26 protein-coding genes are annotated in these 25,140 nt (G+C 41.4%); 4 read left to right on the forward strand and 22 right to left on the reverse strand.

The features are described from left to right. Nucleotides 1-99: 99 nt before the first annotated feature. From AC4G3K_RS12165 to AC4G3K_RS12175, 3 genes are all read left to right on the forward strand, one after another. Nucleotides 100-1,716, forward strand: a complete 1,617-nt coding sequence (locus tag AC4G3K_RS12165; RefSeq protein WP_491133462.1) for an SWIM zinc finger family protein — start codon at nucleotides 100-102, stop codon at nucleotides 1,714-1,716. Further along, complete coding sequence (locus AC4G3K_RS12170) at nucleotides 1,703-4,519, forward strand: DEAD/DEAH box helicase (RefSeq protein ID WP_491133463.1); 2,817 nt, start codon at nucleotides 1,703-1,705, stop codon at nucleotides 4,517-4,519. The genes AC4G3K_RS12165 and AC4G3K_RS12170 overlap by 14 nt, the downstream gene beginning before the upstream one ends. Nucleotides 4,520-4,832: 313 nt before the next feature. Next, entirely contained in the window at nucleotides 4,833-5,447 is a 615-nt protein-coding gene (locus AC4G3K_RS12175) for a DUF3920 family protein (protein ID WP_491133464.1), read from the forward strand. Nucleotides 5,448-5,479: 32 nt separating this feature from the next. Here AC4G3K_RS12175 and AC4G3K_RS12180 read toward each other — a convergent pair whose 3' ends face one another. From AC4G3K_RS12180 to ssb, 3 genes are all read right to left on the reverse strand, one after another. Beyond that, the gene (locus tag AC4G3K_RS12180; protein ID WP_491133465.1) at nucleotides 5,480-5,923 is read right to left on the reverse strand and encodes a CBS domain-containing protein; all 444 of its coding nucleotides are present in this window, start codon (nucleotides 5,921-5,923) and stop codon (nucleotides 5,480-5,482) included. 206 nt (nucleotides 5,924-6,129) lie between these two features. Continuing rightward, the gene (locus AC4G3K_RS12185; protein WP_491077389.1) at nucleotides 6,130-6,318 is read right to left on the reverse strand and encodes a hypothetical protein; all 189 of its coding nucleotides are present in this window, start codon (nucleotides 6,316-6,318) and stop codon (nucleotides 6,130-6,132) included. Beyond that, nucleotides 6,315-6,698 carry a single-stranded DNA-binding protein gene (gene ssb / locus AC4G3K_RS12190; RefSeq protein WP_491133466.1) on the reverse strand — a complete coding sequence of 128 codons (384 nt, stop codon included), beginning with the start codon at nucleotides 6,696-6,698 and terminating at the stop codon, nucleotides 6,315-6,317. The genes AC4G3K_RS12185 and ssb overlap by 4 nt, the downstream gene beginning before the upstream one ends. A gap of 258 nt (nucleotides 6,699-6,956) precedes the next feature. On the opposite strand from ssb, the gene AC4G3K_RS12195 reads away from it, so the two are divergent. Beyond that, complete coding sequence (locus AC4G3K_RS12195; RefSeq protein WP_491133467.1) at nucleotides 6,957-7,388, forward strand: YwpF family protein; 432 nt, start codon at nucleotides 6,957-6,959, stop codon at nucleotides 7,386-7,388. 34 nt (nucleotides 7,389-7,422) lie between these two features. Here AC4G3K_RS12195 and AC4G3K_RS12200 read toward each other — a convergent pair whose 3' ends face one another. The 19 genes from AC4G3K_RS12200 to nuoI form a co-directional block, all read right to left on the reverse strand. Continuing rightward, the gene (locus AC4G3K_RS12200) at nucleotides 7,423-7,785 is read right to left on the reverse strand and encodes a hypothetical protein (RefSeq protein WP_491133468.1); all 363 of its coding nucleotides are present in this window, start codon (nucleotides 7,783-7,785) and stop codon (nucleotides 7,423-7,425) included. A gap of 461 nt (nucleotides 7,786-8,246) precedes the next feature. Beyond that, the gene (fabZ, locus tag AC4G3K_RS12205; RefSeq protein ID WP_491133469.1) at nucleotides 8,247-8,678 is read right to left on the reverse strand and encodes a 3-hydroxyacyl-ACP dehydratase FabZ; all 432 of its coding nucleotides are present in this window, start codon (nucleotides 8,676-8,678) and stop codon (nucleotides 8,247-8,249) included. Nucleotides 8,679-9,314: 636 nt separating this feature from the next. Further along, complete coding sequence (locus AC4G3K_RS12210; protein ID WP_491133470.1) at nucleotides 9,315-9,599, reverse strand: DNA-directed RNA polymerase subunit beta; 285 nt, start codon at nucleotides 9,597-9,599, stop codon at nucleotides 9,315-9,317. A 12-nt stretch (nucleotides 9,600-9,611) separates the two neighbouring features. After that, on the reverse strand, nucleotides 9,612-10,457 hold the full coding sequence (locus tag AC4G3K_RS12215; protein WP_491133471.1) for a flagellar hook-basal body protein: 846 nt from the start codon (nucleotides 10,455-10,457) through the stop codon (nucleotides 9,612-9,614). Between the two features lie 36 nt (nucleotides 10,458-10,493). Continuing rightward, nucleotides 10,494-11,327, reverse strand: coding sequence for a flagellar hook-basal body protein (locus AC4G3K_RS12220; protein ID WP_491133472.1), 834 nt, complete (start codon nucleotides 11,325-11,327; stop codon nucleotides 10,494-10,496). A 168-nt stretch (nucleotides 11,328-11,495) separates the two neighbouring features. After that, nucleotides 11,496-12,497: a rod shape-determining protein gene (locus tag AC4G3K_RS12225; RefSeq protein ID WP_491077381.1), complete on the reverse strand. Its 1,002-nt coding sequence runs from the start codon at nucleotides 12,495-12,497 to the stop codon at nucleotides 11,496-11,498. 191 nt (nucleotides 12,498-12,688) lie between these two features. After that, nucleotides 12,689-12,955 carry a sporulation transcriptional regulator SpoIIID gene (spoIIID, locus tag AC4G3K_RS12230; RefSeq protein WP_491077380.1) on the reverse strand — a complete coding sequence of 89 codons (267 nt, stop codon included), beginning with the start codon at nucleotides 12,953-12,955 and terminating at the stop codon, nucleotides 12,689-12,691. Nucleotides 12,956-13,302: 347 nt separating this feature from the next. Next, nucleotides 13,303-14,109 (reverse strand): stage II sporulation protein SpoIIQ, encoded by an 807-nt coding sequence (gene spoIIQ / locus AC4G3K_RS12235; protein WP_491077379.1) that lies wholly within the window; start codon nucleotides 14,107-14,109, stop codon nucleotides 13,303-13,305. 378 nt (nucleotides 14,110-14,487) lie between these two features. Next, nucleotides 14,488-15,507 (reverse strand): stage II sporulation protein D, encoded by a 1,020-nt coding sequence (spoIID, locus tag AC4G3K_RS12240; RefSeq protein ID WP_491133473.1) that lies wholly within the window; start codon nucleotides 15,505-15,507, stop codon nucleotides 14,488-14,490. Nucleotides 15,508-15,612: 105 nt separating this feature from the next. After that, entirely contained in the window at nucleotides 15,613-15,786 is a 174-nt protein-coding gene (locus AC4G3K_RS12245) for a hypothetical protein (RefSeq protein ID WP_491077377.1), read from the reverse strand. Nucleotides 15,787-16,150: 364 nt separating this feature from the next. Continuing rightward, entirely contained in the window at nucleotides 16,151-17,452 is a 1,302-nt protein-coding gene (murA, locus tag AC4G3K_RS12250; RefSeq protein WP_491077376.1) for a UDP-N-acetylglucosamine 1-carboxyvinyltransferase, read from the reverse strand. 32 nt (nucleotides 17,453-17,484) lie between these two features. After that, nucleotides 17,485-18,195, reverse strand: a complete 711-nt coding sequence (locus AC4G3K_RS12255; protein ID WP_491133474.1) for a YwmB family TATA-box binding protein — start codon at nucleotides 18,193-18,195, stop codon at nucleotides 17,485-17,487. An 87-nt stretch (nucleotides 18,196-18,282) separates the two neighbouring features. Next, nucleotides 18,283-18,516 carry a DUF1146 family protein gene (locus tag AC4G3K_RS12260; protein WP_491077374.1) on the reverse strand — a complete coding sequence of 78 codons (234 nt, stop codon included), beginning with the start codon at nucleotides 18,514-18,516 and terminating at the stop codon, nucleotides 18,283-18,285. A gap of 362 nt (nucleotides 18,517-18,878) precedes the next feature. Continuing rightward, entirely contained in the window at nucleotides 18,879-20,399 is a 1,521-nt protein-coding gene (gene nuoN / locus AC4G3K_RS12265; protein ID WP_491133475.1) for an NADH-quinone oxidoreductase subunit NuoN, read from the reverse strand. 7 nt (nucleotides 20,400-20,406) lie between these two features. Further along, nucleotides 20,407-21,924 carry an NADH-quinone oxidoreductase subunit M gene (locus tag AC4G3K_RS12270; RefSeq protein WP_491133476.1) on the reverse strand — a complete coding sequence of 506 codons (1,518 nt, stop codon included), beginning with the start codon at nucleotides 21,922-21,924 and terminating at the stop codon, nucleotides 20,407-20,409. Continuing rightward, nucleotides 21,921-23,786: an NADH-quinone oxidoreductase subunit L gene (nuoL, locus tag AC4G3K_RS12275; RefSeq protein ID WP_491133477.1), complete on the reverse strand. Its 1,866-nt coding sequence runs from the start codon at nucleotides 23,784-23,786 to the stop codon at nucleotides 21,921-21,923. The genes AC4G3K_RS12270 and nuoL overlap by 4 nt, the downstream gene beginning before the upstream one ends. 67 nt (nucleotides 23,787-23,853) lie before the next feature. Continuing rightward, on the reverse strand, nucleotides 23,854-24,168 hold the full coding sequence (gene nuoK / locus AC4G3K_RS12280; protein ID WP_491077370.1) for an NADH-quinone oxidoreductase subunit NuoK: 315 nt from the start codon (nucleotides 24,166-24,168) through the stop codon (nucleotides 23,854-23,856). Beyond that, nucleotides 24,165-24,716, reverse strand: coding sequence for an NADH-quinone oxidoreductase subunit J (locus AC4G3K_RS12285; protein ID WP_491133478.1), 552 nt, complete (start codon nucleotides 24,714-24,716; stop codon nucleotides 24,165-24,167). Before AC4G3K_RS12285 ends, nuoK begins: the two co-directional genes overlap by 4 nt. Further along, entirely contained in the window at nucleotides 24,716-25,132 is a 417-nt protein-coding gene (gene nuoI, locus AC4G3K_RS12290) for an NADH-quinone oxidoreductase subunit NuoI (RefSeq protein ID WP_491077368.1), read from the reverse strand. The genes AC4G3K_RS12285 and nuoI overlap by 1 nt, the downstream gene beginning before the upstream one ends. Nucleotides 25,133-25,140: the final 8 nt, after the last annotated feature.

Raw genomic sequence — 25,140 nt, forward strand, 5'->3', positions numbered from 1 at the left:
AGTCTTCTACTTCCTGCTCCCTTTTCATACGTTTTTTTGGCCAGTTTTGTTACAATTAAGAATAAACTTGGTTAAACTGTCTCGTAAGGAGAATGATGTATGCAGGAGCAACTAAAATTCTATGGGGAGCGTATTTCGGACATTCTCTCCCCAAAATCAATTAATGACGTTAATTTAGTTTCGAAGGGATTGGTTCTTTATCGTCAAGGGGCGGTTGGGAAGCTATCGGTTGATGGGGATCTCATTCATGGTATCGTACAGGACGTAACAAAGGTAAACGTCACATTGGATTTGAGTTTTCCCAGCAATAGCTCGTGTTCGTGCCCGGCCATTGACCTTTGTCGGCATCAGCTTGCTGTTTTCTTCGCTGCCTACAGTAAAGAAGCCAGTGTAACCGAATGGGTGGATAACTGGAAGAACAAGGAGAATCCTTTGTACCATTTAAATAAATCACTTGAAAACGGACCTGTCTTTAAGAATAAAAGCATACCTGCTAAACCGGATCATCAGTACAGTTCCTGGAAGGAATTCTTTATCCGTACTGCGCGGGAAGAGTTGATGATTCCGCCTTTCTTTATGGCCGGGATGAATCGTTCTGCGTCTAATTATCAGCGTGTGATTCAGCGCAGCGAGCCATCCAACCGCCAATGGGTGCCTTTATATCGGAGTATTGCGTATTACATAGGCTTAGTTCATTTATTTGATCTTCAGGGTGACATAAAGGATCATTTCCAGGAAGAGACGCTGGATACGATGATTCACGAACTATTTTTAGCCTTTAAGGATGAGGTCCATCGGTTCGAGTCATCCATACGGCCATTTGATTCTGAGGAGTTTATCCAATCCTGGATTGCTGAAACGAAACAGCTGGCATCAGGAGATATTAAAGGCGGCTATTATCGCTGGGAGATCTATCGCCTAATATGGTCCACGATCATTACGACAAAAGAAGAGCGTACGGCTGAACTTGAACGTTTATCTGCCAAACTTCCAACTCTCAACAACTCTTTTCAGATTGAGTTAACCTATTGGATGATGATTCATTTATATATGATTGATGGTAAGGATGAGCATGCCTTAGCGTGTTTGAATAAACAGGGGTCCATCGCATGCTATTTCCTTCTCTTTACATTGGAAGAAATGCTGGATGCTAAGGAACATGCGCGAATGATTCCTTTTGTTGAATTCTTTTCGAAAAATATCAGGTCCTATTTATATGACCATCAGACTCAGGAGTATAAGCGAACGCGCTTTTTATATAATGCCCTGCAAATCATTCGTCCATTTTGCTCTGCTGTGAAACGTTTCGATTTGCTCGAGCGTATACTCAGGGAAACGATTCCTTATTCCCTTATCCCTTATTCACACTACTTATATGAGAAAAAGGAGTATAAAAAATGGGTCGAGCTCCAGGTTGCCGAACGAGTCGACGTCCTGTATGAATGGGCCAATCAAACTAAGGTCATTCAAAAGGAACAGCCTGAAGTCCTCCTTCCCATTTTTCATTTGCAGGTGATCAACCTGATTGCGGCTAAAAATCGTGCCTCCTACCGGGAAGCGGTTCGTTATTTAAAAAAACTGCGAACGATTTATAAAAAAATGAAGCAAGTGAACATGTGGGATTCCTATATTCACTATATTAGTGATACGAATAAGCGATTACGTGCTTTTCAGGAAGAACTAAAGAAAGGAAAGTTAATTGATGCAGCTGATTGAGACTCTTCACATTCAAATTGAATTACTTGAAGGCGGACGCGTCTTTATTTACGGAACGGATGAGGGTGAGCCTGTTCCAGCCGAATTATGGGCGACAAGCTTCTTTCTCTGGGACGCGGATAGTTTCTATGGAACGAAAGTGAATATTGAAACGCTTGATGGCAAAAGCGGCGTCCTGCTCTCCGCACATAAATGGATGAAGGTGCTCGCAGAAGAGCCTTTCAACAGCTTTATCAATTGGTCCTGGTCCAATTGGGCCTCCATCTGTTTAGCCTTGGCACAATCCTTATATGAAACAGTTGAAAATGACACGGTTATGCCTGATTTTAGCGCTACCAATCCTGGGGCCATCACATTCCCTCTCCCTCAGGAAATCCTTGAGGACTTTCAGGACTCCTTCTGGGAACAGGAAATGGCCAGACATGAGGGTGACGGCACGACAACCATCACAGTCCGAAGCTTTGCGGAGGAATGGTTAAATGAAGCAATTAAAGATCGTCCTGGCAATCATCGGGTAGGTGATTTACTACATCTATTTGCCGAGAAAAATATTTCCACAGTGGCTCTCAGCCGCTTTTTTGACAGGGACCGATGGGAAATCTGGACTGGTGCCAAAGAAAATGAATTGCCTTTTACGCTCGGGATGCGTCTGAGTGAGCCTGATTTTGCCGCGGGGGATGAGGTTGACCAGTGGAAGCTTGAACCGTTTATACGCGGCAAGCGAAATGAAGACCATTTTTTCCTTTGGGAAGATCGCGATAAAATTCCGTTTGCCTGGAAGAAGCATTTGGAGAAAGCTGAAGAGGAAATCGCCCGCTGGAAGGACCTGTTCCCGTGGATTAACGATATTATTACCGAGGATCAGTCCTGGGATTTCTTAACGGATGCCTCAGAAGTCTTGCATATGCTCGGCGTCGAAATATTATTGCCATCGTGGTGGCAAGCGATTAAGGATGCCAAAATATCCATGAAAGCGAAAGTGAAAAACTCACCAAGCCGACGAAAATCATTTGTGGGCATGAACGCTCTGCTCGACTATAATTGGCGTTTCTCCGTTAATGGCGACGAGGTTTCTGAAGAGGAATTCAACAAGCTGGTCGAGGAAAAGCGGAAGCTCGTCTATATTCAAGGCCGCTGGGTGAAACTGGACCCTGCCCTGATGAGACGGATGCAGGAGTTGAAGAAGGAAGCAGATGAGCGCGGACTGCGCATTAATGATTTGCTTCAGCAGGAACTTGCACAGGATGAAGATCTTGAGGATGAAAATGAAGCAGATTATGCACGAATCCAATTCGAACTGAACAGTGACCTGAGGCGTTTTATGACACGGATTAATTCGCTGAAGGATATCCCGCTCATTCAGGTGCCGTCTGCCTTCCAAGGCGAATTACGGCCGTATCAGCAACAGGGAATGAGTTGGTTGATGTTCTTACGTGAATATGGGTTTGGCGCCTGTCTGGCCGATGATATGGGTCTGGGGAAGACAATTCAGCTTATCGGCTACTTGTTAGCAGTCGAGGCGAAGAATGGACCGGCGAAATCTCCTTCCTTAATTGTCTGTCCGACTTCCGTACTTGGGAACTGGCAGAAGGAAATTGAAAAATTCGCTCCATCCATGACCGTCCACTTGCACTACGGACCTTCCCGTATGAAGGGTGAACAGTTTAAGGAAGGGCTTGGCAATGCCGACGTGGTTCTGACTAGCTTTGGACTGATTCATCAGGATGAGGAAGACTTTTTATCCATGCACTGGAATGCGGTGGTGCTTGATGAAGCCCAAAATATCAAGAATTCCCACACCAAACAATCCCGCTCGGCCCGCAAGCTTGAAGGGAACCATCACATTGCCTTAACAGGGACACCGATGGAAAATAGGCTGAGTGAGCTGTGGTCTATTTTTGATTTTACCAATAAAGGGTATTTAGGCTCTCAAACGCAATTTGATAAAACCTTTGCCGGGCCAATTGAACGGAATGGAGATAAGAAAAAGATTGTCACCTTGCAGAAGCTTATTCAGCCCTTCCTGTTACGGAGAACGAAAAAGGATGAAGAGGTCGCTCTTAATCTGCCTGATAAATTGGAGCAAAAGGAATTTATCAGTCTGACAACCGAGCAGGCTGCTTTATACGAACAGCTCGTTAAAGATACGCTTGATAAAGTTGAAAGCTTAAGCGGATTTGAACGGAAAGGACTTATTTTGCAAATGCTGACCAAGCTGAAGCAAATCTGTAATCATCCTGCCCTTTATTTAAAGGAAGAAGCACCAAAACATATTCTACATCGCTCCGGCAAAATGGAGAAGCTAATCGAATTGCTTGATATCATTTACGAACAAGACGAGAGTGTGCTCATTTTCACCCAGTATATTGAAATGGGCAACATGATCAAACAAATTGCAGAACGCCGTTACGGCCATGTCGTCCCATTCCTGAACGGCAGCTCCGGTAAGAAACAACGGGATACGATGGTAGCAGATTTTCAGGATGGGAAGTTCCCGATTCTTCTGCTTTCCCTGAAAGCCGGCGGAACGGGACTTAACCTAACTGCGGCCAATCATGTTATCCACTATGATCGCTGGTGGAATCCGGCCGTTGAAAACCAGGCGACCGACCGCGCCTACCGGATTGGGCAAACCCGCTTTGTGCACGTGCATAAAATGGTCTCCTCCGGCACACTCGAGGAAAAAATCGACGTCATGCTCGAGAAAAAACAATCGCTTAACGACGAAATTGTCCAAAGTGACAACTGGATCACCGAGCTATCGTCAGATGAATTAAAAGATTTGCTCGTGTTAGAGAGATAAGTTTTGGAGAAGAAAAAGTATACAGGTGGAGAAAAACGAGTTTAGTTTTTTCTCCACCTGTTTTTTGTTTTGTGGATTGATGAGCAGCGCTGGCTTATGAGATCCTTTTTCATTCGCCTACCTTTATGACATATTAAATCACTTCGAAATACCATTTCCCTTCTATACTTTTCTGTATTAATCCCTTCATTTTCTTCCTTTTTCACATCATTTTTTTGACGTACAGTACGGTGAATGTTTAGTCGGGGCTTGGCATATACTGAAATACACTGAGGTTGACAGCCAGATTAATGAACAGGAGGTGTTTGTATTCATGATAGCTGATGAAAAACGATCTCTTGAACGTACAGTAAGTCGCCCTGCCAAATTGGCCAAGACCATTTTGCGTAACCATTCAAAGATCCTTTCAGATTTTCAGCTGAAGCAAATCCTCCACTTACTTCATGACGATTATACCTATTTAGGAATGACGATTTCCATTTACGATCATCCTGATCAAGTTATCACCGATCGCAGGAATTATGGGAAGGAATTTATGGATGATGGGTGTTATGAGGATGCATTAAACGGCACATTGGGCGGATATCATAAACATGGAAAGATTGCTTTGTTCCCCTTTAACCATACAGTAAAAAATAAAAAATATGAGTGCGGCCTTATGCAGCTTTTTTTACTGCAGGATCTCTTTCATGAAATACGCCATGCTTACCAGCGAGTCCATATGAAAAAGCACTATAATAGGCCCTATATTAATACGGACAGCAATGGCTATCAATCACAATGGGTTGAACGTGATGCCAATATGTTTGCTCAAAGAATGATGGAAAAGTATCGGGATGCTATTAATACTCTACTGAACATAGACTTCTTATGGCAAAGCTGCTGGGGACGTTTTTATGTAACCAACATCCAACCATCATTCATATGAAAAGGAGACCTATCAAAAGGCCTCCTTATTTTTTAGATTTTATCAAGCATTAACTCGCCTAATTTACGAATCATGTCTCCACGGCTGATTACACCAACAACTTCTCGATTATCATTGATGACAGGTATCTTTTTAAAGTGGTGGGTTGCCAGCAGTTTAAGGATATCCTCGAGTTCATCTTCTTCACGTACAAAGATTACTTTTTTAGTCATAATTGCTTTAGCCGGAGATTCACTTTTTGATTTTAAGGTTTCATCCAACTCCTCTATGTAGGTGACATAATAAGAAATGAATGCTTTCGGATTCAAATATCTCAGGACATCCCCATCGGATATAATCCCTAACAGTTTATTATCCTGATCTACTAAAGGAAGTCCTCCGATTTTATGTTTCATCAGTACTTCCAGCAATGTTTTTACACTCGCATCTTCATTTAAGCTAATCACATCTTTAATCATAAAATCTTTTGCTTTCACCTTAAAACCCTCCAGGCTGTAAATCTAGATTATGTATCTTTATTATTTTACCAATAATTTCATATGAATTTCTAATAGAAATTTACCCTGAATGTTATAAATTATCCCAAATCCTGAAAAAAGCCGCGCATTGGCGGCTATCGAGAGGGTGTACTTCATTATTTGTATTGGAGGTATTTTGTCTGTAGGTTATGTTAAGGGAGGAATTAATGTTCGTGGAGCTGATACGTTTGTTCACATAATTGATATTGCAATTCCTTCATACTCGATAATTCTTTCATGAGTATTTGGAGGGTTTGTTCAATTCTCCTTAAATCCGATTCATTGCTGGATACGCGGCTATTTACACTGCCAACGATTCTGATTAAATCCGCGATTAACTCACGCTCATTCATAGGATGGGTGCTGTGTCTGCTTCCAGATTGCTTTCCGGATTCACATGATTACCTTCCACTCGTTTACGATCTAAGAAATTTACACTTTCCACGATAACTTCTGTTACATACGTACGTTTCCCTTCAGGATTTTCATAGTTACGTGTATGAATCCTGCCAACAATACTGATTACAGAGCCTTTTTGACAATAAGAAGCTGTATTTTCGGCTGCTCGATTCCAAATCGTACAGTTCACAAAATCTACTCCGTATACTCCATCTGCATTCTTAAAATTCCGGGTAACGGCCAAGGTAATATTGGATACAGCTTTTCCTTCCGGTGTATAGCGCAGATCAGGTTCTTTAGTGAGCCTGCCTACGAGCGCAACTTGATTCAACATCCTCTTCACCTCTCTTTTAGGTAGCTTACAGGGGTATCATAAAAGATTCGCAGCTAAAAGTAAAAAAGAGAATTAGGGACTTTGAAAGGGTATTCTAGATTATATTTCCTCTTTGCCTATGTAAATATTGTATTCTTAGTGGCTTTTTTTGATTTGTGATTTATTTAACAAACCTTTCGACAAACACAATATGTATTATTTCTTATTTTTACCATGTTATACTTAAGTTACTTTAAATTAATCATTGGAGGTAAGTTGATGAAAACCTTTAAACTCGTTTCCTTGCAGTTACTTCCAGATAATCAGACTCCTGCAGATTTACGTCTTTTGGATGGATTAATTATTAATAAAGAAAATGAAGCCAGCACTTGGCTTATTGAGGTACTGGTTAATTATGATCAATTCGATCTTTTTGAAACAATCACCGCTGATCTTAACGAGTTTACTGTCAGCTGTATTATCACAAAGAAAGAAAACATCCCCGCCTATTTTAACGCTACCATCGCCGCTGTTCGCAAAATGGATCAATTCGTCAGCATTTTACTACGAGCAAAAATCCGAAATCGCAGAAGGGAAATGGCTGAATTCCTGCTGGATACGTTAGTTGATGAGGGATACAACGGAGAAGAACTAAAACTAGCCTTTAAAGAAAGTTTACGCGAACAAGGTACTTTATATAAAAAGAAATAAAAACTGGCGGGTTCAACCCGCCAGCTCTTCAGTCTTAATTGTTTCTGTCGTCCTTTTTATTGTTATTATTATCAAGGATGTCATTCGCATCTCGATCTGCATCATCAAGAATGTCATCGCCACCATCTCTTATGTCTGTATCTATGCTGTTATTACCCAAATCCGAACCATCTCTTCCACTATTATTGTTGGTTCCATTGTTACCGTTGGTTCCTTGACCACTATTCATTCCATTTCCATCCGTGCCTTTATTTGTATCTACACCATTATTGTTATTTTCCTCTTGGTTCATATTGTTATCTTCAGGAGGAGGGTTATTATTGTCGTTATTATTACAACCCACCATTAACACGGATGCCAAGGCAACCCCCATAATCGCTTTAAAAAACTTCTGCATTCGGCATGCTCCTTTCATACTTTTATGGACCTCAATAGGTCTTTTTTAGAGTACCCAGAAGAGGCCATATTATGAAGACACAAAAAAAGCAGGCCCAAACAAAAGGACCTGTCTAAAAAGGGAGAAGTGATATGGATATCCACGTGCCGGCGTTTCCCGCCAGCTAATACTCTTTTAATAGCACATTCAGGTAAATTCTAAACATTTTTCTGGAAATTCCCTTTTAATCAGCCTTGCATCGGATCAGATTTAAACGAGAGGAACTTCATTAATGAAAATAACACAAGTTGAACATATTAAAGATATAAGACTATTGGCAATATGCAGCAAAAAATAAAAAAGAACACAAAAAAGCAGAGACCTGCTCTGAAGTGACCCCCAAAAGTTAACTTTTGCAGGTGCAGTCCATTCAAATTAGTCATCTGCTTATTGTTTATTCTTTTTTAAAAGAGGAGTAAACGTTACTGTTGATCGCCTAAAGCAAACGTAATTTCAGCTTCACAGGCCAACTCACCATTAACCGTCGCTCTCCCTATTCCTTTACCAATCGGACCGCGAACTCTGGTTAATTCCACTTCCAGATGCAGCTGATCACCCGGACGCACCTGTCTTTTAAAACGGCATTTATCGATTCCCGCAAAAAAAGCAAGCCTGCCCTTATTTTCTTCTTTAATCAGAACAGCGACCGCTCCCACCTGAGCCAGCGCCTCCACAATCAGCACGCCCGGCATAACTGGATAATCCGGAAAATGACCAGTAAAAAACTCCTCATTCCCCGTCACATTCTTCACACCCACTGCCCGTTTCCCTTCCTCAACCTCCAAAATCCGATCTACCAACAAAAACGGATACCGATGCGGAATAATCTCCTTAATCTGCTGAATATCTAACATATTTATTTCCCCCTATTTTAGTAAGCTGAAGGGCCTCGTTCAGGAGTGAGGAGCATAAGACAGGATCACGGAGGGAGGTGTTCTTCCCTCCCGCAGAGATCATGCTTATGTCCCGAACTCCTAGGCCCTGAAGCTAGATTGCGTATAAAGCTGAGACGACTGTATCAATGAACGAAGACTAACTGCGCCACATCGTGTGGCAATGTCCATCCTGTAGGCCCGCGACAAGTAAGACGAATACTCGGAAGGAGGGTTCTTCTCCTGCAGAGTATTTGCTTATGACTCGAGCTCCTAGGAGTCGAAGCTGGATTGCGTATAAAGCTGAGACGACTGTATCAATGAACGAAGACTAACTGCGCCACGTCGTGTGGCAATGTCCATCCTGTAGGCCCGCGACAAGTAAGACGAATACTCGGAAGGAGGGTTCTTCTCCTGCAGAGTATTTGCTTATGACTCGAGCTCCTAGGAGTCGAAGCTGGATTGCGTAAAAAATTGTAACGGCTGTAGTCCCATCCCAGATTTTGGTTTTGGTATGTGGCATGACCACTATTTCCAAACCCATTTTGTCCCTCGAACCATTCAACATCCCATCTAAATAAAAAAACAGGAAGGGGATTTTTTGCCTTCCTGCCCGTATTATTTACCTTGGTCCGGAGTATCTTTATTAACAAGATCTCCGATATGGGTCCATGTAGATTTCTTGAATACATCCAATGCTTTCCCATCACCCATGACGGAATATCCTACCATGGCTCCTCCAGCGAGTGCCATGATCACAAGCACAAGGACGATTATAATACGAGCCCAAAGTGGCACTAACCGAATTCTAACCTTTTGGTCTTTATCCAGGTTTTTTTTCTCTATCTGACTATTAGGTTCAGACGCCGCCTGCTCACTCTTATTTTTGACCAACACTTGCATTCTTTTGCTCCTTTAACGAATCCCGTTGACCAATCCCATCATCTGATCGGCCATGCTAACTGTGCGCGATTGAAACTGGTAAAGCCTTTGAGTTTGCATCATTTCTGTCATCTCTGTACTCATATCGACATTAGATTGCTCCAGATTTCCTTGCATCAGGGAAATCTGACCTCTCGTAGCACCCGTTAGCTGGGTATAGATGTCATTTTCTGTTACATTTAATTGTGCCATATTTTTCGGAAGAGCGAAAGTATTATTATTTTTCATCTCCATGAATTGAGGCTTTTCCATAGAAATGATACCTAAATTAAACGATTGCATCCCATTTTCAGTCGAGACATTAAGCTGACCATTCTCTGTAAACTTTATCTCGGTCGGTTTGCCGTTTATTCTTATTTCCTGGTTATTCTCGTCTAATACCAAATGGCCATTGGAAGTGACTAAACGCATTTGGTCAGAACCTGGAGTGACTGGACTCAGATTAAAAGCTCCATCTTTTGTAAAGCGAAGCTCTCTGCTATTTCCGTCTGTGTCACGAATGGAGAAAAACAAATTTTCATTTGTAAGGGCGACATCTAAATCACGATCCGTTTTTTGCAGATTGCCTTGTACCAAATTCAACTGAGATTGGCTCATTTTAGCCCCTACTCCTGCACGGATTCCATTTGGTGTTAATCGTCCTTTTTCTTTTTCCACGCGCTCCTGATTATTGAATTCCTGAGCCAGCATGTCTGAAAAATATGTTTCCTTCTTTTTAAAGCCCGTTGTCGATGAGTTCGAGATATTATCGGAAACTGTCTCCAGTTTCTTTTGCAGCTGCCCCATCGTATTGGACGAGGTGATCATCATTCGATTCATTCTCTTTAGCCTCCTATTCAATGAGCTAAGGAAACGTCAAAGCTTTCCTATTTCATTCACCGTTTTTTGCATGCTCTGATCATAAGCTTGTACCATTTTTTGATTGGCTTCAAATGTACGATAGGCAGCCATCATATCCGTCATCGTTTTAGATGAATCTACATTGGACTGTTCAATGGAGCCCTGTTGAATAGCAAATTGAACATCATTTACTGTATAGGCAGAAGGTAGTTCCCCTTCATTGAACCGGAATAATCCATCGCCTTCTTTAATCAGCTGTGCAGATGGGTTCGAGCTAAAGCTCATTCCAATCCGTCCGTTTGCTACCGTTCCCTCAGAAATCTCACCTTCAGAGCTGATCGCAAAGTTTTCGGAGTTTAAAAGGATACGCTCCCCGTTTTCATTCAGAACATAGTACCCATTCGACGTTGTTAAATGTCCTGAGCCGTCAAGCGTAAAATTACCGTTTCTTGTATATCTCAATCCCTCGGGAGTTTCAATTGTATATAGAACAGTACCTGTCTGATTCGTTTCAGGATCAGTTGGCATGGATTGATCCACAATCGCCATGTCAGTACTATTATCCGTTGTTTTCAAATCCCCTTGTGAAAAGGATGGAATGGTCTCTTGTAAATAAACTCCTGTATTCAGGGAGCCCACATATTTCGATTTTTGGACCGATAATGACTCTTCAATGGGAATATTCACTTTCTCATAACTACTAAGCAACATAGCTGGAAAGGCGCGTACGCTTGATTGATCTTCTTTATACCCGACCGTATTGGCATTGGCTAAATTATTGGAAAGAAGCTCCGTTCTCCGTTGTTGCGCGAGCATACCGGATGCTGCCGTGTAAAATCCTTTAAACATTTCCCCACCTCCAAAAAGGCTAATAAACACCCATATTACCATTATATAGGTAATAACTTTATTAGATACGGACTTTATTCCTAAAAATCACGATCTCATCATGATTAGTGAATATATATACAAAAAGACCGGCTTTATTTAAAGCCAGCCTTTCCCTCTTGTATGTTGTTAGATTAATTTACGACGGGTCATGCGATCAATATTATCCAGCATCATACCTGTACCAATCGCAACGCAGTCCATTGGATTTTCTGCTATTAAAACAGGCACCTTTAATTCTTCGGCCAATAGCATATCCATTCCGTGAAGTAAGGCACCGCCGCCAGTCAAAATCACTCCGCGGTCAATAATATCAGCAGATAGTTCTGGAGGTGTTTGCTCTAATACAGATTTTGCTGCATGAATTATGACTTGTATCGATTCACGCAACGCCTCTTCGATCTCTTTTGAACCAACCGTGATCGTTTTTGGAAGACCTGTAACCATGTCACGTCCGCGAATATCAATCGTTTCATTACGGGAATCTTTAAACACAGTTGCTACTTTTATTTTAATATCCTCAGATGTGCGCTCTCCGATTAAAAGTTTATATGTACGTTTAATATAATTCAGGATTTCTGCATCAAATTTGTCACCAGCCATTTTTATGGATGCTGATGTCACAATATCGCCCATTGACAATACTGCGATATCCGTTGTTCCTCCACCTATGTCAATGACCATGTTCCCGCTTGGCTGGAAGATATCCATGCCTGCGCCAATCGCTGCCACCTTTGGCTCTTCCTCAAGGTAGACCTTTTTGCCGCCACTCTTCTCTGCTGCTTCACGAATCGCCTTTTGTTCCACGCTTGTAATATTAGTCGGACAGCAAATCATGATGCGCGGCTTTGATAAAAATCCTTTTACGTCCAATTTGTTAATAAAGTACTTTAGCATAGATTCCGTTACATCAAAGTCAGCAATTACGCCATCTTTCAACGGACGAATGGCTATAATATGCCCTGGAGTACGCCCAACCATACGACGGGCCTCTTCTCCAACAGCTAATACACGGTTCGTATTTTTATCCAGAGCTACAACGGACGGTTCATTCAGCACTATTCCCTTACCCTTTACATATATAAGTACGTTTGCCGTACCCAAATCGATTCCAATATCTTTCGAAAACATAAACTTAAATCCTCCTCAAGGAACACGACTGTTTCCTTCTACTGTACTAATTAAAAATTTTATCATATTTTGTAGAACAAAAGGAACTATGTTACCAAAAAAATTGGGATATATAGGAACCACATGAGTAATATGACATAAATTTAAAAGGCCGTTGATTATTCTCCGGCCCCTCCCTACTCCTTATTCCATTACTTAACCGGTTCTTCCTCTGTTTTTTTGTATTTCTGCTTTGTTGCTTCTCCGCCTCGTAAATGCCTGATTGATTTATGATAATCAAGTATCTCCTTAACCTCATTAGCCAATTCCGGATTTATATCTGGCAGTCGCTCAGTCAGATCTTTATGGACAGTACTTTTGGAGACACCAAACTCCTTCGCTATTACACGAACTGTTTTTCTCGTTTCCACGATATACTTTCCAATCTTGATAGTTCTTTCTTTGATGTAATCGTGCAATTCCCTCGCCCTCCCTATTTTTTTGAGAAGTGCGAGATGGAGATTCGCTGTGCTGAAGCCATAAGTATGAATTTTTTTATATAAATGAGTAATTTCTCTTCATCGATTCCTGATATGATTTAACGAGTCCTCACCTCTGGCATTCTCTATGTGTCAGGTTTTTAAAAGTTTATTAGCTTGGTTCCACTTTTATGCACGAAACCTACAATAAGGACAAGTCTTTTGCTTTTTTTATGGATTATATATGCATTCGACAAACAAGGTAACCTCATTATTTCCCGAGAAATAACTCTCATTACGTCGAAAAAAATACCTCCAGACGAAATGGTCTGAAGGCATTTTGATGATTAATTACCTGATTCTTGATTTTTTTCCGGGTCTTCAGTTTTCTCTGGATCTTCAGTTGTTTCTTCGTTTGGATCCTCTTGATCAGCTGAATCTTTAGCCTTTGTATCAGCTTTAATTTTCTCATCTTTCAGTGAATTGATCGGTTTATCCAAATACTCTAATGGATTAACAGCCACATTATCTTTTCTCACTTCAAAATGGACATGAGTTCCGGCATCTTCGTTAATGGCACTAGTTCCTCCAGTAGCAACGGTTTCACCTTGTTTAACGGTGTCTCCTTCTTTTACCTTAATATCTTTTACAGAGGAATAATGGGTTTCTACCCCTTTTTCATGCTCAATCACTACTAGATTACCCAACAATGCGTCTTCTTGCACCATTTTTACCTTCCCGCTCATAGATGCGACAACATCAAAACCTTTCCCATCTTTCATGGCGTAATCGATCCCTGTATTAGGTTGATACGTGTTATTATAGACAACCAGGGATGCTTCCTGTTGCTTCGTATCTCCATTCACATCATAGAATTCCTTTTTGATGACCGCAGAATCAGCTTCGGCCATTGGAATAGAGAACGTTTCCAGCGAATTGTTTACTTCAATGGATGGCTCATTATTTTCAGACGTAATATTTTGTTTGTTCTCAGATGGATCTTGCGTAAAATCATTATTGCTTGCTTGATACACTAAAATGCCTGTCAAAAGAATAGCTGCACTTAAAATGTAGACTGCCGGTAGGAACCAACGCTTTTTCACCATGCTTTTCAATTTTGACTGAGAAGATCGTTTCTTTTCTTCCTCTCTCATTTTCATCACCTCTGCCATCATTCTGAACACTTTTCAGAAAATATATACATGGATGACGAAAAAATTTATATCTTTTGTTAAATAGACGGAAATTATGCATGAACTAAAGTTTTATTTTCTCGAAAATCTATTGTACGGCATCTCTTTTATAATAGAAGCATATTCGATTTAAGGTGAATTCACCTTTTCCAGCTGATTAATATCGTATACTTCATTCATATTGATCTTTTTTCTTTTATCAATACGTCCCACCACACCATAAAAGAAAGCACTTCACTAATGATAGACACAAAAAATCTCCACTCACACCCACTAAAAAACAGAGGGAGAAAACGAAATCGTTTCTCCCTCTGTTTTTCTGGACTGACCAGCCGAGCTTCATTTCTTTGCTGTATATGTAGGCAAGTAGGCTGTCGCTTCTGAAATTTTTACATCTTTATAGTAATACGAAATAATGTCCTTGTAGGATTTGCCGGACTCCGCCATTCCATTTGCCCCGTATTGGCTCATTCCCACTCCATGGCCATATCCTTTTGTCGTTATGATGACTTGGTCGCCCTTTTTGTACCAGGAAAAGTCACTTGATTTCAGCCCGAGTAATTCTCGTACATTTTTCCCTGTCAGGCGTTTACCGCCTATTTCAATCTCTCCAATACGGTTTCCATCTGTCCGGCTAATAATTTTGCCTACATCCTCATTGCCGCCAATTGTGACATTCAGGAGACGTTCAAACTCCGATACAGGGATGGTGGTTTCGCTCAAATATTTTGGGGATTCCGCGTCCCAGGGACTGGCCACACTGCGCAGGTAGGGAAGTGCATTCGGCCAATAATCTTCTGAGTTCTCTGTATACCCGTTACTGGTAGAGAAGAAGGATGGAGTAATTAATTCTTGATTATAAGTCAAAAGCTGCCCTTTCGTTGCAGAAACAGCCTCTTCAATCTTTTTCATATTCATTTGATATTTATTTCCCCAGGAAGCTTTTAACTCCTTAGCATTCAAATAAACCTGGTCATTCACAGTGTCCGTTATATCTGCACCCTCTGGTATATCCTTTTTTGTTTTGGATGTTAGTGCCTTTACGATGAAGGTTCGAGCTGTGAGTGCTTGAGCCTTTAATGCTTCCAGTTCAAAATTGGCAGGCATTTCGGCTGCTACTACACCGGCTACGTAATCCTCCAGAGCAACCGTTTCTATTCTTTTTTGACTATGTCTGTATACTTGAATGGTCGTTTGCAGATCCGCTTTATTCTCCGGCTGCTGTTTTGGTTCTTTTAACACCTGCTGTTCAGCCTCCACTCCTTCTTCCTTAAAAGGCGCGACCATGATGGTGGGAATGATAATAGTAACAGCTGCTACAAGACTAATGGCAAAAATAATCGGCTTCCAATGCTTCATATAGTAGTCTCCCCTCTACTTCAGTTAACTGTCCAACACTCTTCAGTGTATGAACGTAATCTTCTGAATATGTGTATACCTTATAGAGGGAATGAATTTTTTCTGTCAGGAATGGTTTTTCTTTTTCTTTTCATAGTTTCTGTAGAGATTAAATAAAATGTATAGAATGATGCCAAAAAGCAAAAGGTCCAGCAAAATTTTAGCCACCTTAAAAATTAAAATCGCCAAACAAACGATTAAAATGATTTTGATGATGGTTGACCCATTTATCTCTTTCATTCTCGAACTCTCCTTTCGATTTCATTATCAACAGTCTACCAAACTTTCAAACTATTTAGTGAGTTTTCCCCAAAATCCACGAAATGTGGATAAGTCTGTGCATAACTTGTGATTGATTATTTTTTTTCGAAAAATTCTCTTAAAAACTTGATAAATATGGTTTTATATGTTTAAGACTGGTTTTTAATGTTCTTACTGTGGATATGTATGTGTATAAGTATATTCTTTCTGTGTATAACTTGTTGTTAATTTGTTTATATGTCTGTGGATAAGTTGGTGAGCGAAGGTTTTTACGTAAAGTATCCACATGTTATGAAAACGTAAAAAAGCCAGACAATTATGCCTGGCTTTTAAAATCTACAATTTAGGCGTTTTCAGCAATAACAGTTGTTTCTTCTTGATCAGAAGATTCTTTAATTCGCTCGATATCCGCACCTAGTGCAGCAAGTTTACCATGGAAATTCACATATCCACGATCCAAATGCTTAAGCTCCGTAACACGAGTTACACCTTCAGCAACAAGGCCGGATAAAATCAAGGCTGCTGCTGCACGTAAATCTGTAGCTGCTACTTCAGCTCCCTGAAGATTTGCTCCTCCGGAAATAATGACAGAACGGCCGTCAATTTTGATATCAGCATTCATGCGGCGGAACTCTTCCACATGCATGAAGCGGTTTTCGAAGACCGTTTCAGTGATCATGCTAGTTCCATTGGCACGCAACAGCAATGCCATCATTTGAGATTGCATATCCGTTGGGAATCCTGGATGCGGCATTGTTTTAATATCCACTGCTTTCAAGGATGATGGCCCAATTACTCGCAGTCCGTCTTTTTCTTCTTTGATTATAATGCCCATTTCTTCCATTTTGGCAACTAGAGAAGATAAGTGCTCCATTAAAGCACCTTGTACCAATACGTTACCACCAGTAATGGCAGCAGCAACCATGAAAGTACCTGCTTCAATACGGTCTGGAATAATATGATGTTCTGTGCCGTAAAGTTTTTCTACACCTTCAATACGGATGGTAGCTGTTCCTGCACCTTTAACTTTAGCACCCATTTTATTCAAATAGTTAGCCAGGTCAACAATTTCCGGTTCTTTTGCACAGTTATCCAAAATAGTGACACCATCAGCTAATGCAGCAGCCATCATGATGTTTTCAGTCGCACCAACACTTGGGAAATCCAAATAGATTTTTGCGCCTTTAAGACGACCTTCAACCTCAGCTTCAATAAAGCCATTACCAACTTTAACGTCAGCACCCATTGCTTCAAATCCTTTTAAATGCTGATCGATCGGACGTGAACCAATTGCGCAACCGCCTGGTAAAGCTACGCGAGCTTTTCCGTTTCTAGCCAATAATGAGCCCATGACAAGAACTGAAGCACGCATTTTACGAACGTACTCAAACGGTGCTTCTTCTGCTAATGGTTTAGAAGCATCCACTGTTACAGTATTATTGCTAAATTCAACTTCTGTATTTAAATTACGAAGTACTTCATTTATTGTATATACATCGGATAGCTCCGGAACGTCTTTAAGAACGCTTTTTCCTTCACTTGCTAATAATGTTGCAGCTAATACAGGTAAAACGGCGTTTTTAGCACCTTCAACTCGAACTGTACCTTCTAACCTGTTTCCGCCGCGGACAATGATTTTTTCCAAAGTTATTCCCCTCCGCGTTCAATATCTCTATATTAGTATTCAAATGCTATTATCGGTGTGCCAATGGTAAACTGTATCCCATTGTCCATTCGATCGTCTTTCTGTTCTCGAAAGGCCAATTGGAGGTTGACTCCATTGGTCAGATTATTTGTAAATTGTTTGCTTTTTGCAGCAACAGAAATAAAATTGCTTTCTATTGCACGCTCCATTGACTTAGCTTCAAATTCATTCATCCAGTTTTTTAGTAAGACCTTATCCATATTAGCACCGGTTATCCCTTTGATACAAGAGAAATATTGGGGCTTGTCCTTAAATATGCCCTTAGTACCAGTTTTGAGCCAGTTCTGAATAAAATCCACGTGTCCACGTGTCCACTCAGTTCCCTCAATGCTAAAAATCAGAACTGTTTTTTGTGAATCACTGGACATGATTTTAATAGTAGACGTAGTATTCAACTTTTCATCCAGATATGTACCAACCAATGTTTTTCCATTGCTGCTTTTATCTTCGTTCCAAACATAATTGGTATATTTATTCTGTATGTCAGCTGTTACGACAGGGAATTGATCATCCACATTTGCACGAGCTAAAACAATCCAATCCGTTATTTCTGCTGCTGGATCTGCATGTTTTATGCCCTCTGCCAGTAGTATCAAATCGTGTTTAGACAAAGCTTCTGTCGTCTTATTCCCTACATATAAAACCATCAAACCAACAATTATTGAAAGAATCACTTTTTTCATGTATACCACTCTCCCCTATTGCTTTAGTCTTACCTTGGGGATTCATAAGCATACCGTAATCTGTTCGTCACTTTCTGACAACTTCGATTAATTAAAGAGATTCGTTAATTGCTGAGCATAACTCCAGTACTCAAGAAAAAATCCACTGACAGCTGAACCAATCGTGATGGTCAGCAAGATATACAGCACTCTTGCCTGAACCACTCTTCCCGCTCTCAGCAACTTATCAAAGTGTAAGGCTTGTAATGCCCACCATGTCACCGCTATAAAAAACAAATGGCTCACTATGCTGAGTAAAGCTTGCATTCCGAATGAATTCATGACCTTTTTCCTTTCATACAAAAAGATATACTTTTACAGTGTAACATATTTAAAAGGAAGGTTCCTCTTTTAAGACAAATAATCGACTATTTCTAACAAAAAAGTCAGCATCGGAAAAAAAACGCGAATTTTTGTCATTTCATCTGCATGATTTGCCTATCGAATTCAGCTACCTATTATTTTACAAAAAATAAATATAGATATCTATGTTCACTTTTTCACAATTTTACAGGTATTTATTGGGTATCACTGTTCACCAACAACTATTCAGAAGAATCTTTTCTGCCATTACACTATGTCAGGCTCATTTATTCTCCCTGATAAAAAACCAAGAGGCTCATTCACCTCCTGGTTATGTAGATCTATCTCAGCATTTGGTATATATCCGTAAAATTCTGGTGGAAGAAATCGAGCAAGTAATGAGGGAATAATCCAAATAGGATCGATCCCACTGCGCAAAGACCAATTATATAATGAACGATAGATATGTTCCTGCTGGCTTTCCCTTCTTCTCCAGACCTCATAAATAACTGAACCATGATATTAAAATAATACATATACGAGATCACTGTGGTTATTAACATAATTCCTGCCAGCAGATAATGACCATTTTCTTTTGCAAAAAGGGTCATGAATATATTCAGCTTTGCGATGAATCCCGCCGTACCTGGAATTCCTGCCATGGATAGGATGAAAATACTCATCGAGACAGCTAAAAATGGTGCTTTTTTATACAGACCGGAGAGCATATATTGATCCTCGTCTCCAATCTCCCGGTCTTCCGCGATCAATTGAATGACGGCAAATGCACCTGTCATCATTAACATATAAGCGGCAAAATAGTACCAGACAGATTCAATCGTATATTCTCCAAAGGCCGCCACTGCGGCAAGCAAGTATCCCGCATGAGCAATACTTGAATAAGCAAGCATCCTTTTAAGATTCTTTTGCCTTAATGCAATCACATTTCCGGCGATCATCGTGAAGGCGGCAAGAACAGCCAGATAGTTTTGATTGGCCGTAAAAATCGATAAGAATCCGATATCATCCATTGTCGCTGTTAAATAGACCGTAACCACGATACGTATTAAGAGCGCAAAGCCTGCTGCTTTAGAAACGGTACTTAAAAAGGCAGTGACCGGTGTTGGTGATCCCTCGTATACATCCGGAGCCCACATATGGAATGGCACGGTAGCCAGTTTAAAGGATATTCCAATCACAAATATCAGGAAGGATAGTCCGGCAATATATTGAAGCTGGGAATTATCCTGTGTGGCGAATATAGTACCGATTTCAAAAATATTAGTCGTTCCGCTCACGCCATACAAGTAACTCAGAGCAAACAGGATAATCGCCGTTGAAATCCCGCCATTGACTACATATTTCATGGAAGCCTCAGCAGATTTCAGGTTATTCTTCTGCATTCCCGCAAGGATATAGGACGAGACGGACAATAGTTCAAGCCCAACAAACAATGTGATTAAATCTCCGCTTGATGTCATCATCATCGCACCCAATAAAGCAGTTAAGAATAAATAATAAAATTCAGCCTGGTATGGCTGCATTCCGGCTCTCGGCTTATGCCCAATAGCCAACAACATAACGAACGCAGACCCTGCCAGAAGAATGAGTTTAAACGCTTTGGCAAAGGAATCCAGGCGGAACGTATCATATAAGATGGATTCTGCCTCCATTGGTATCAAACCCAATAAGGTAATGATAGCCAAAAGGATACTGCCAAACGCAAACCAGCCAAGTATCTTTCGTGCAAACTGTTTAGGCATGCAAAGATCCATTACCGAGAGAATGACCGCCGCACCAAGAATGATAAATTCCGGTATTAATAAATTCCAGTTCATTGACATTAACGTATCCATATCCATATGGCGATCACCTCCCTATCCCTGTCATCAAGTCAGCAATTTCAGCCTGCAGCGGTCCTTCCAGGATAGCCGGGCTGATGCCAATCAAGATAATGAAACTAAGTAATACAAATGCCGGTACTGCTTCTGCCGCTCTTAAATCGGCCAGAGGCAGCGTATCCTTTTTGGTACCAAATGTAATAGTCAGAACGGCGCGTAATACATAAACAGCTGTTAACACAATTCCAAGCGTACCAATGGCAGCAAGGATTGGTTCGTTTTGAAATAATCCCATGAACGCCATAAATTCACTGATAAACCCGGACATTCCCGGCAAGCCAAGTGATGCCATCCCGCCTGCCAATAAAATACCGGAAAAAATCGGAATGGATTTAGCTAATCCACCAAGCTGATTCAAATCCGTCGTTCCGGTTCTTTCATAAAGGAAACCGACCAGCAAGAATAACAACGCGGCAATCAATCCATGAGAAACCACTTGAAACAGAGCTCCCTCTATCCCCGCAGCATTTAACGCACCCAGTCCAATCAGGACAATCCCCATATGAGAGATAGAGGAATAGGCAAGCACGAGCTTAAAATCCGTCTGGAGTAAAGCAAGCCATGCCCCATACAGGAGATTAATGACACCAAGCAAGGCAATCAGAAAGGAAAACTCCTTAAATTCTTCCGGAAACAATCCCATTCCAAACCTGATTAGCCCATAGGCACCAATTTTCAATAATACACCGGCATGCAGCATGACAATCGCCGGCGGAGCCTGCACATGGACACGCAGCATCCAGGTGTGGAACGGAAAAATCGGCAGCTTGATGCCAAAGGCAAGGATGATTCCGGCAAAGAGGACATATTTTAATTCCTGGCTGATTGGAGCGAGCAGCGTCTGCCCGCCAACCGATAAGATTTGCCCCAATATCTCCATATTGGCTGTACCGGTTCTCGCAAAAAGAACCATAATCACAAACAGGAGAAAACCAGAACCTAATCCGTTATAGATCAAGAAGCTAAAGGCAGCCTTCTCTTTGTCAAAATACCCCCATTTCCCTATTAAAAAGAACATCGCCACCAACGTAACCTCGAAGAATAGGAAGAATAAAATTAAATTCTCAGCCAGGAAGACACCAAGCATGCCAACCTCTAATAAGAGGAAAAGGAGAAAATAGCCCTTCCATTCCTTTTTAATTTGAAGAACAGAAGCAATGGCTGCGAGCGTACACAGAATGGCCGTCAATAGGACCATGACAAGCGAAATCCCATTGAGACCTAACTCAAAAGGCACCGCATACAGTTGACTTTGTCTGATTCCCCCATCTCCTAATTGAAACCATTTGTGAAAAACCGCAAAGGCTGAAAATTTCACACCGGATAGATACTGGCTATATATATAGAAGCTAAGGAGCAGTGGAAGAATAGTTCCCAAAACCCCCAAACGTTTCAACGCTTTTTCATTATCTTTTGATACAAACAGCAATCCAGCTATCCCTATGAACGGAGAGAAAACTAGCAAACTAAGAATATATGGATTCATCTGACGTACCCTCCTGTCCATGCAAAGATCACAAGCACGGCAGCCAGGCCAAGCAGAGCAATCGTTCCGTATAGTTGAATTTGGCCATTATGGGCTTCAGATCCCTTGACCGATCCGTAATGGACCAAGTATTGAATCGCTGCCAATATTCCCTGGAGGATATATTTTTCAATCCAGAAGAGGAGAACGCCGAAGGATTTTACGCTACGTACAATTGTATACTGATAAAATTCATCGACATAAAACTTATTGGCTACCATTTGATACAACGGTCCAGGCACTTCCTCCTCCAAACGGACATGGCCTCCTCTTCGATAAAACAAGTAGGCAGTTCCGCTCCCAATCAAAAAGGCAAATGTGGCCGCGATGGGGATCCAAATTGGCCCCTCTGTATGTACATGGCCAATGTATTGATTCCCCTCCACCAGCCAATCTCCAAGAAATGTGCCCAACCAAGGAGTGTTCACGTAACCTGCAAAGATTGAAAGGATGCCAAGGATCATCATCGGAACGATCATAGAACCAGGTGACTCCTGAATGCCCTTTGTTTCATGTCGGGAAGGCCCGGTAAAGACGAGAAAGAAAAGGCGGAACATATAGAAGGCTGTTAATATAGCAGTTAGGAAAGCGAGAATAAATAGGACGTAATGGCCGCTCTCCCAAACAGATACCAGAATCTCATCCTTACTAAAGAATCCGGAGAAGAACGGAAATCCGGTAATGGCCAATGTACCAATTAAAAATAGTGGCCCGGTACGCTTTAATTTTTTCCACAAACCACCCATCTCGTGGATATTCTGGGTGTGAACGGCATGAATGACACTGCCGGCTGCCAGGAATAAGAGGGCTTTAAAAAAGGCATGTGTTGTTAAATGAAAGACACCGGCTACATAGCCTGCTGTCCCGAGTGCGAGCATCATATAGCCAAGCTGGCTAATGGTTGAATAGGCCAAAATTCGCTTAATATCCTTTTGGACCGTAGCAATGACGGCAGCAAAGATGGCTGTAAAAGCACCGATAATCGCTACTGTCAGCAAGGCCGTTTCACTCGCTGCAAACAGAGGATACATGGTCGCTACCAAATAGACTCCGGCTGCCACCATTGTAGCGGCATGAATCAAGGCTGAGACAGGAGTCGGGCCTTCCATCGCATCAGGAAGCCATGTGTGTAAGGGGAATTGACCGGATTTCCCGATGGCGCCAATAAAGATCAGCAATGCAGTGGCCGTAATCCAGCCTGGTGAAAGGTTACCATTTTCTACGGCAGCAAAAATGACTGCGTACTCAAAGCTTCCCGTTTTCCAGAATAAGAGGATGATGCCGATAAAAAGACCTAAATCGCCAATTCTGGTCATAATGAACGCTTTTTTCGCTGCGCGCCGTGCCGCATCCTTGTAAAAATAAAACCCGATCAAAAGGAAGGATCCCAACCCGACCAATTCCCAAAATATATAGAGCTGCAGGAGATTGGGTGAAACAACCAAACCCAGCATGGCAAACGTAAACAGTCCCAAATAAGCAAAGAAAACGGGTACTCTTTGCTCACCATGCATATACCCAATTGAATAAATATGTACTAATAAGCTGACCAGTGAAACAATGACCAGCATCAACGCATTTAGCTGGCTTACCTCTACTCCCATGGTCACTTGTGCGTCCCCAATTTTCAGCCAATCCACCACAGAGCGATAATCAGGTGTTTGAAAACGGGCAAAGAGTACCAGCAGAGAGCTAAGGAAGGTAAGAAACGTGAAGCCAATCCCTATATACGCGCTCGACGCCTTCAGCCTCTTGCCAACCACAAGCAAAAGAACGAATGACAGGAGCGGGAAAAGAGGGATGACCCATACAAGTTTCATCATAGTAACATTTCCCCTTACGATTGAAGAACGGCATTTCCCCTCTTCAATTCGAGATTATCCATTGACGTTAATTTTTCAATGTATCCATTTCATCTATATGGACGGTCTTGCGATTCCGATAAAGCGAGAATAAAATCGCTAGTCCCACTGCAGCTTCAGCAGCTGCCACCGCGATAGCAAACAGAGCGAATACTTGCCCTGTAATCGCAGGGGCCGGTCCAAGCTTACTAAAAGCGACCAAATTAATATTCACCGCATTGAGCATTAATTCAATAGATACAAGAACAATGATTATATTACGCTTTGTTAAAGCTCCATAAAGCCCTATGCAAAATAACGTTAACGCCAGCGTTAAATAAGCAGGAAGCGGAACAGAATTCATTTTTCCTCCTCCTTTTGATCATCTTTTCTTGCCAGTACTACAGCTCCAACTAAGGCAACCAGCAGCAATACAGAAACCAGTTCAAATGGAATCACAAATTTCGTAAAGATTGCGAGTCCAATTTTCTCCGTATTATTGATATGCAAGGTGCTCGGTTGATTTGCAAAATTTGAATCAGTGGTGCCTGTATGGACTGACTCTGTAAAGTTTAAATTATAGATACCGGCATAGACTGCACCCGCAAAGCCCAAGATCCCGACTATGACAAAGGCTTTCCTCCATATGCCTGCCTTCGATACACTGGGGTCACGATGATTGGTCAGCATAATCCCAAAAAGCATAATGATTGTGATGGCCCCAGAATAAATCATGATCTGGACGACCGCTACGAATTCTGCTGACAGTAAAACATAAATTCCGGCGATGCTGATAAAGGTAAACACGAGCGCCACCATCATATGCATCACCTTTGTTAAATGGATCATCAGCACAGCGCCGCAAATTGCTATTAACGCCAGCACACTGAATGCCGCCATTTCTCCGCTCATTATTGATTCACCTTTCGAATATTTTCATCATTTTCGTCGAGCCATTCCAGGTTCTTAAATAACTCGTCCCGGCTGTATTCTGCCAGTTCAAAGTTATTGGTCATGACAATGGCGTCTGTCGGACAAACTTCTGTACATAAATCACATAAAATACATATCTCAAAATTGATGTCATAGGTGTCGATGATTTTGCCTTTTTTAGTAGGATCAGGATGTTTTTTACCTGTTAAATGGATACAGTCTGTAGGACAAATATTCATACATTGATTGCATACAATACATTTTTCGGGATAAAATTTTTGAATGCCGCGGAAACGATCAGGTACCATAATCGACTCGTTTGGATAATCATAGGTTACTTTTTCACGAGCTAAATTCTTCAGTGTGTACTTCAGCCCCTTAGCTAAACCGAACATTTTTCTCC

The organism is Bacillus sp. z26, assembly GCF_058313635.1.

What these genes read in the sequence shown, in the direction of transcription:
- AC4G3K_RS12165 (WP_491133462.1), top strand. Translation starts at nt 100, where the DNA reads ATGCAGGAGCAACTAAAATTCTATGGGGAGCGTATTTCGGACATTCTC.
- AC4G3K_RS12170 (WP_491133463.1), top strand. Translation starts at nt 1,703, where the DNA reads ATGCAGCTGATTGAGACTCTTCACATTCAAATTGAATTACTTGAAGGC.
- AC4G3K_RS12175 (WP_491133464.1), top strand. Translation starts at nt 4,833, where the DNA reads ATGATAGCTGATGAAAAACGATCTCTTGAACGTACAGTAAGTCGCCCT.
- AC4G3K_RS12185 (WP_491077389.1), bottom strand. Translation starts at nt 6,318, where the DNA reads ATGAATGAGCGTGAGTTAATCGCGGATTTAATCAGAATCGTTGGCAGT.
- ssb (WP_491133466.1), bottom strand. Translation starts at nt 6,698, where the DNA reads ATGTTGAATCAAGTTGCGCTCGTAGGCAGGCTCACTAAAGAACCTGAT.
- AC4G3K_RS12195 (WP_491133467.1), top strand. Translation starts at nt 6,957, where the DNA reads ATGAAAACCTTTAAACTCGTTTCCTTGCAGTTACTTCCAGATAATCAG.
- AC4G3K_RS12200 (WP_491133468.1), bottom strand. Translation starts at nt 7,785, where the DNA reads ATGCAGAAGTTTTTTAAAGCGATTATGGGGGTTGCCTTGGCATCCGTG.
- fabZ (WP_491133469.1), bottom strand. Translation starts at nt 8,678, where the DNA reads ATGTTAGATATTCAGCAGATTAAGGAGATTATTCCGCATCGGTATCCG.
- AC4G3K_RS12210 (WP_491133470.1), bottom strand. Translation starts at nt 9,599, where the DNA reads ATGCAAGTGTTGGTCAAAAATAAGAGTGAGCAGGCGGCGTCTGAACCT.
- AC4G3K_RS12215 (WP_491133471.1), bottom strand. Translation starts at nt 10,457, where the DNA reads ATGAATCGAATGATGATCACCTCGTCCAATACGATGGGGCAGCTGCAA.
- AC4G3K_RS12220 (WP_491133472.1), bottom strand. Translation starts at nt 11,327, where the DNA reads ATGTTTAAAGGATTTTACACGGCAGCATCCGGTATGCTCGCGCAACAA.
- AC4G3K_RS12225 (WP_491077381.1), bottom strand. Translation starts at nt 12,497, where the DNA reads ATGTTTTCGAAAGATATTGGAATCGATTTGGGTACGGCAAACGTACTT.
- spoIIQ (WP_491077379.1), bottom strand. Translation starts at nt 14,109, where the DNA reads ATGAGAGAGGAAGAAAAGAAACGATCTTCTCAGTCAAAATTGAAAAGC.
- spoIID (WP_491133473.1), bottom strand. Translation starts at nt 15,507, where the DNA reads ATGAAGCATTGGAAGCCGATTATTTTTGCCATTAGTCTTGTAGCAGCT.
- AC4G3K_RS12245 (WP_491077377.1), bottom strand. Translation starts at nt 15,786, where the DNA reads ATGAAAGAGATAAATGGGTCAACCATCATCAAAATCATTTTAATCGTT.
- AC4G3K_RS12255 (WP_491133474.1), bottom strand. Translation starts at nt 18,195, where the DNA reads ATGAAAAAAGTGATTCTTTCAATAATTGTTGGTTTGATGGTTTTATAT.
- AC4G3K_RS12260 (WP_491077374.1), bottom strand. Translation starts at nt 18,516, where the DNA reads ATGAATTCATTCGGAATGCAAGCTTTACTCAGCATAGTGAGCCATTTG.
- nuoN (WP_491133475.1), bottom strand. Translation starts at nt 20,399, where the DNA reads ATGGATATGGATACGTTAATGTCAATGAACTGGAATTTATTAATACCG.
- AC4G3K_RS12270 (WP_491133476.1), bottom strand. Translation starts at nt 21,924, where the DNA reads ATGAATCCATATATTCTTAGTTTGCTAGTTTTCTCTCCGTTCATAGGG.
- nuoL (WP_491133477.1), bottom strand. Translation starts at nt 23,786, where the DNA reads ATGATGAAACTTGTATGGGTCATCCCTCTTTTCCCGCTCCTGTCATTC.
- nuoK (WP_491077370.1), bottom strand. Translation starts at nt 24,168, where the DNA reads ATGAATTCTGTTCCGCTTCCTGCTTATTTAACGCTGGCGTTAACGTTA.
- AC4G3K_RS12285 (WP_491133478.1), bottom strand. Translation starts at nt 24,716, where the DNA reads ATGAGCGGAGAAATGGCGGCATTCAGTGTGCTGGCGTTAATAGCAATT.
- nuoI (WP_491077368.1), bottom strand. Translation starts at nt 25,132, where the DNA reads ATGTTCGGTTTAGCTAAGGGGCTGAAGTACACACTGAAGAATTTAGCT.